6 protein-coding genes are annotated in these 5,712 nt (G+C 34.4%); 4 read left to right on the top strand and 2 right to left on the bottom strand.

Features of this window, described 5'->3' with window-relative positions:
- The first annotated feature begins 68 nt into the window (after positions 1 to 68).
- Positions 69 to 1,718: a group II intron reverse transcriptase/maturase gene (ltrA, locus tag AC1DRF_RS15300; RefSeq protein WP_477741070.1), complete on the top strand. Its 1,650-nt coding sequence runs from the start codon at positions 69 to 71 to the stop codon at positions 1,716 to 1,718.
- 775 nt (positions 1,719 to 2,493) lie between these two features.
- Here ltrA and AC1DRF_RS15305 read toward each other — a convergent pair.
- Positions 2,494 to 2,709 carry a hypothetical protein gene (locus tag AC1DRF_RS15305; protein WP_098804088.1) on the bottom strand — a complete coding sequence of 72 codons (216 nt, stop codon included), beginning with the start codon at positions 2,707 to 2,709 and terminating at the stop codon, positions 2,494 to 2,496.
- A 193-nt stretch (positions 2,710 to 2,902) separates the two neighbouring features.
- On the opposite strand from AC1DRF_RS15305, the gene AC1DRF_RS15310 reads away from it, so the two are divergent.
- Complete coding sequence (locus AC1DRF_RS15310; protein ID WP_055992560.1) at positions 2,903 to 3,454, top strand: YhcN/YlaJ family sporulation lipoprotein; 552 nt, start codon at positions 2,903 to 2,905, stop codon at positions 3,452 to 3,454.
- A gap of 370 nt (positions 3,455 to 3,824) precedes the next feature.
- Here the strand turns inward: AC1DRF_RS15310 and AC1DRF_RS15315 are convergent, their stop codons facing one another.
- Positions 3,825 to 4,004, bottom strand: coding sequence for a hypothetical protein (locus tag AC1DRF_RS15315; RefSeq protein WP_053488439.1), 180 nt, complete (start codon positions 4,002 to 4,004; stop codon positions 3,825 to 3,827).
- Between the two features lie 449 nt (positions 4,005 to 4,453).
- Here AC1DRF_RS15315 and AC1DRF_RS15320 point away from each other — a divergent pair, with 449 nt between their 5' ends.
- Positions 4,454 to 4,723 (top strand): WGxxGxxG family protein, encoded by a 270-nt coding sequence (locus tag AC1DRF_RS15320; protein ID WP_477741069.1) that lies wholly within the window; start codon positions 4,454 to 4,456, stop codon positions 4,721 to 4,723.
- Positions 4,724 to 5,021: 298 nt separating this feature from the next.
- Complete coding sequence (locus tag AC1DRF_RS15325) at positions 5,022 to 5,534, top strand: DUF3231 family protein (RefSeq protein ID WP_098600863.1); 513 nt, start codon at positions 5,022 to 5,024, stop codon at positions 5,532 to 5,534.
- Positions 5,535 to 5,712: the final 178 nt, after the last annotated feature.

A 5,712-nucleotide genomic window follows, 5' to 3' on the forward strand; every position in this document is an offset into this window, starting at 1 on the left:
ACTTCTCATGGGTCTTCAACACGAAAATAAATTTGTGGCTATCTTCTAACGAAAAGGAGCGTGCTGTTATGAATACCTCTCTACGAGCGTCGGCGCACGTCTCGCATAAAGGTTGGTACTCTATTGATTGGAATACTGTACAAAAATATGTAACGAAGTTACGACAAAGAATTTATCGTGCCGAACAACAGAATCAACAAAGAAGAGTAAGAAAACTTCAACGTTTACTCCTTAGGAGTAAAGCAAATCTATTAYTCTCTATTCGCAGAGTGACGCAACAAAATACCGGAAAGCGAACACCTGGTGTAGACGGCTATACGGTCTTAAAACCAAATGAACGTATCACACTATATCGACAACTGTTAAGATATAATGTCTTTCAGCATCGCCCAAAGCCAGCGAAACGAACGTTTATCACTAAGAAAAATGGGAAGCTAAGACCTCTCGGTATTCCGACGATACGAGATCGAGTGTATCAAAACGTAGTAAAGAACGCACTGGAACCGCAATGGGAAGTTAGATTCGAAGCCACTTCCTATGGTTTTCGTCCTAAACGAAGCACACATGATGCTATAAGTAACCTCTTTAACAAGCTGAACACAAATAGTAAGAAAAAGTGGGTATTTGAAGGAGACTTCTTAGGATGTTTTGACCATCTTAATCATAATTGGATAGTAGAACAAACATCTTCATTCTCAGGAAATACTATTATTAAAAGGTGGCTCAAAATGGGATACATAGAGCAGGATATGCTCCATAAAACAACAGAGGGAACTCCTCAGGGAAGTATTGTGTCCCCTCTTCTGGCCAATATTGCGTTATGTGGAATGGAAGAAGAGATTGGTATCTTCTATAGAAAGACACACAAATCAAATGGAAGATATAAAACCGATCCCAAATGTAAAATAGGACGTATTCTTTACGCAGATGACTTCGTCATCGTAACGGAAACGAAGGAACAAGCTGAAAGTATGTATCAGAAACTCAATCCTTACTTACAAAAGCGAGGAATTAAATTGAGTGAAGATAAAACCARAGTTACACATATCGARAGTGGGTTTGATTTCCTTGGTTTTTCACTCCGACAATACAAAACGGAACAAGGCAATAAGTTATTAATTAAACCCAGTAAAGACAGCATCAGAAAAGCAAAAAGCAAGATAAAAGATACGTTCGCAGTGATGCGAGGACGACCAGTAAAAGAAMTWATACGTGTYTTAAACCCWATTATTAGWGGTTATGGACAGTATTGGAAACATGTCGTKTCWAAAAAGACGTTTGGTTATATAGACAACTACGTYTTYTTGAAAATAAGGAAACACCTTAGACAATTGCATCCAAGGAAGTCTTGGAAGTGGATTAATAAGCGCTATTTTAAGAAACCCCACCATGGCGGAAATAAYAAATGGATTCTCACATGTCCACTTACTAATATTCAATTGTTGAAGATGTCTTGGATTAAAATAGAACGACATGTCATGGTAGCCTACAAGAACAGYCCAGATGATCCGAATCTAAAAGATTATTGGGAAAAGCGAGACCGTAAGGTCTTTAATAGCGAAAATACTTTARATAGGATGAAACTCGCAAGGAAACAAGGATATCGTTGTGCATTGTGTAAGCAGACTCTACAAAATGGAGAGAAAGTTACAGTGCGAAACCTAGAGGTTTCTACAGGTAAATTRGCTAAATTARTACATGTACCATGTATTAAATAAGTTGTTCGGATAAAAAGAAGGCTTGAGCCGTATGACGGGAAATCTGTCACGTGCGGTTCTTAGGGGGGCGGRCGCTCGTGAGAGTGCCTGCCTACCCGACTAAACCAGTTCAGTAAAAGATAAATAAAGCTAACTGTATTAGGTTAGCTTTATAATTTCATGACGTTTCTCTATGTGCTTTTCGTTAACTTCGCGATTTTTGAGTACGCTGCCATTTGTAATATCTAGCCCGTGAAACCTTGGCGATGCATACGAGCCAAGTAATTATTGGTATGAAATTATATTGTATATATGAGCATACTAACAAGGTGAAAGGGAGGTTTAAAACAATGACAAAGCATACTAAAAAAGGTGGAAGTAATACGAAGCAAAATAAAAAAAGCCAGCCAAAACACAAAACGAGCAACAGCCAAAATGGACAAAATGGTTATCATTAAGCATTTATGGTAAACAAAAAAAGCCTAACATATCAAGGACTCTTTTGCTTGCTTGGTTCCGAGAGCAGGTATTATGTTAACTGAATTTGTATATCGTATACAGTCTGAAAAGAGAAAAAACCTACTGTCATGGGGTCAGTCCCCATGTTCAGTAGGTTTTTCTGTTGCGTCCTTTTATCAAATATTATGCTTAATTTCCATTTTTTATGACTTTCGATAAAATTCAGTATGTTAACTAAATTTATATGCATTATATTAAATGGAAAAGCTAAATAGAAATGTTTTTTTATTAAATCTAAACTTCCCACTTATACGTTGTAGAGAAAGTATGTTTACTTTTATTGGTTAGATAAACCGTTTTTCATTTGGCTTCTACTCGTCATTGTTTGCATGGTTGGTGCCCCTGGTTTATTTCCATTTCCTCTTATTATCCAAATCACTAAAGTCCCAATTCCTATGCTTAAAAGTGACAGTAGCATGCCTCTGTTATTATTTTTCTTCCCAAATAGGCCATTAACATTAAATAAAGAAGTTAGCTGCTGTACATTATTCATTATGCAAGTCCCTCTTTGATAAGTGTTTGAAAGAAAGCTTTCTTCCAACATCTTTATTTTTTGCCGTGGTTACGTATATATACTCGGAAAATGATGCTATCACTACTTGTATCTTCAAATTATTTCCTGTAATTATTTTAAAAACAAGGTAAACCTTAATACATATATGACTATTAGAAGGAGTGAAAAAGGAATGAAGACAAAAAAGTATGTACTGGGACTCTTATCAGCTATTTTATCAGTAGGTTTTCTTTTTGGTTGTAATGATAAAAAAGATGAAGCTGAGCCTGATCCAACTGAAGAACCGTCTGAACAAAAAGCTCAAAATACTCGTGACAACAATGATCTACGAGACGTGGGTTTTCAACCCGACGGTGATCAAAATAATAATGTAGATAATAATAATCAGACACGATTAGAGGTAGCTGATAAAGCTGCGGATCGTATTGCTAAATTAAATGAAGTAGACACTGCAAATGTGATTGTTACAAACCGAAATGCATACGTGGCTGTTGTTTTAAAGAATGAGGCAAACGGAGAAGTAACCGACCGTTTAAAAAAGAAGATTTCAGATCAAGTAAGAGCTACAGATAAGGATATTCGAAACGTGTACGTGTCATCTGATCCTGATTTTGTGAATCGTATGGAAGGGTACGGAAATCGAATTAATGAAGGTGCGACAAGAAATGGCCTATTTGAAGATTTTACTGAAACCGTTAAAAGAGTATTCCCTAACAATCGTTAAATAAAAATGATGAGATATAACAAAGCAATTTTTTATGTTTTAAAAGAGAGGCCTCCTTATAGATTAAGGAGGTTTCATATATGCTTATCTCTCCATTATACGAAATGACTTAATAGTTATTTTTCGTTCCTTTCTTGCTATCATAAGAGTATTGATCATGTAGTGGGTTTTTCTATAAGGTATGTAATGGTTAACGCTATTTTAACTAAAGTGAGTTAATAATTACATATATATTATAAGTAATTTAGTTTATATTAATCTTTAAAGAATAGATAAAAAAACCCCCTATGCCTAATTTAAAGGTTGGGGGTAATTTTTTTATTATCGTGGGAAATAGGATAAAAGGTCGGTGATACCTTGAAAAATTCTTTTATTCTTTATCGTTTCTCAGTACAGCATCAGAAACTATAGAGACATCTCCAGTATAATATCTGTGTGGATAAGGATCAGAAGGCTTTATTACAGGCTCTTTTTGAGGTTCAACCAGTTCAGTTTCATCTATACTATTATTTAATGCCTTTTCTGAATCATTCGATTTATTATCAGTCATATAAAATCTCTCCTTTTTAATTAAATAATGTTCATTAAGAATAAGTTTTTTCAATAACATGGACACAGATGTTATTTCCGTTTGATGCTCCCCTACCCCTTCCCTGTATTTAGTATATATTCCAAATCTCTATTTATTAATTTTTTAAAAATATGAAGGATTCATTTATACCTATAAACTACATTATGGTAACTAAACATGTATACCATATACAGCTTAAAAACAGAAAAAATCACTGCTCCTGAACAGTGATTTTTCTGTTTACACTTAGTTTTATACGGAATGATGATTTACCTCATCTTGAGTAGTTTGCTTAAAATATGAAATTTTACTCATTACTGTACTCTTGTAGGATGAAATTTTTAGATACAGTCTATAAGCTTTATGTCACTAAAGAATAGGATTTCGTGATAGGGGAACTTTATTTAATAAAGAAAGGAGGGAATATGATGAAAAAGAAATGTTCTGTTTTATTATGTACGTTAGCTTTAGCTATGATGACTTTCAYCWTRCCKGTTAATGCTGAAAAYAATAACGTAGATAGAGCAAATTATAATGATRACKTAAATTATAATAATGACGTAAAYACTCGAAATGTCACTACAGCAACTGRTRYGGATGATRACAATGATTCACCTTGGGAAYTRCTTGGATTATTAGGACTAGTTGGTCTTTTTGGTCTTAAAAGAAGAGATGATCGTGAAGAAAAAGTTCGTTAATATCTATTTTGTATGAGTAGAGATAAATAGCTGTGATGAGAGCCACAATTTATAATCTCTCCAACAATTCCAAAAAAACTACCTATAGAGTAGTTTTTTTGGGTTTAATAACAAGGGTATAGTGGACGATGCTCTTCTAAACATCTTGGTTAGTTTGCTTGAAATATGGAATTATATTCTTTGATGAATTAATTTTTCGATAGAAGTAGAAGAATAATAAAACAAAATTTGGAGACGTTAAACATGTGCATAGCAAGGAAGGTGGCACACTATCATGAATTTTGTAAGGAGGATAACAATGGGTATTTTAAGTGGAAATCCTACAGATGAACCAATGCATTATGGGGAGGTATTTGGAACATGGTCGTATGTTTCTACCTCAAAAGGGTTAGTGTCTGGCTATCAAACATTTCTAAATCATGTAGGTGACAAGGATCTACATAAATTGGTACAAGAGACAATCGAACAGTGCCAGCAAGAAATGAAAAGCATCGAAACATTGTTAAAAGAAAATGGAGTAGGCTTACCGCCAACCCCGCCTGAACGACCTGAAGCTTGTTTAGATGATATCCCAGTGGGTGCACGTGTTCAAGATCCAGAAGTAGCTGCAGCAATTTCAATGAATATAGCTGCTGGTCTAGTTGCGTGTAGTCAATTGATCGGACAATCTATTCGTGAAGATATTGCAGCCATGTTCGCACAAATTCATATGCAAAAAGTAGCTCTTGGTGGAAAGTTCTTAAGACTTAATAAAGAAAAAGGTTGGTTAATTCCACCTCCTCTTCATAAGTCTAAAAAAACTGATTGTTAATGATTAGCTTTCTATAGAATAGAACAAGGTGTCTCTTAGCAAATAGAGACATCTTTTTTATTTACGATAATACGTTTTATGTTTACTAAACTTGTATATAACATATAAGAATTTTGAAGAATCCTGCTAGGATATAACCATCAATTTATAGTTTTACCACAATATGTTAGAATTATAG

It is taken from the genome of Priestia sp. P5_B4, from assembly GCF_056400385.1.

What these genes read in the sequence shown, in the direction of transcription:
- AC1DRF_RS15310 (WP_055992560.1), top strand. Translation starts at nt 2,903, where the DNA reads ATGAAGACAAAAAAGTATGTACTGGGACTCTTATCAGCTATTTTATCA.
- AC1DRF_RS15325 (WP_098600863.1), top strand. Translation starts at nt 5,022, where the DNA reads ATGGGTATTTTAAGTGGAAATCCTACAGATGAACCAATGCATTATGGG.
- AC1DRF_RS15305 (WP_098804088.1), bottom strand. Translation starts at nt 2,709, where the DNA reads ATGAATAATGTACAGCAGCTAACTTCTTTATTTAATGTTAATGGCCTA.
- AC1DRF_RS15315 (WP_053488439.1), bottom strand. Translation starts at nt 4,004, where the DNA reads ATGACTGATAATAAATCGAATGATTCAGAAAAGGCATTAAATAATAGT.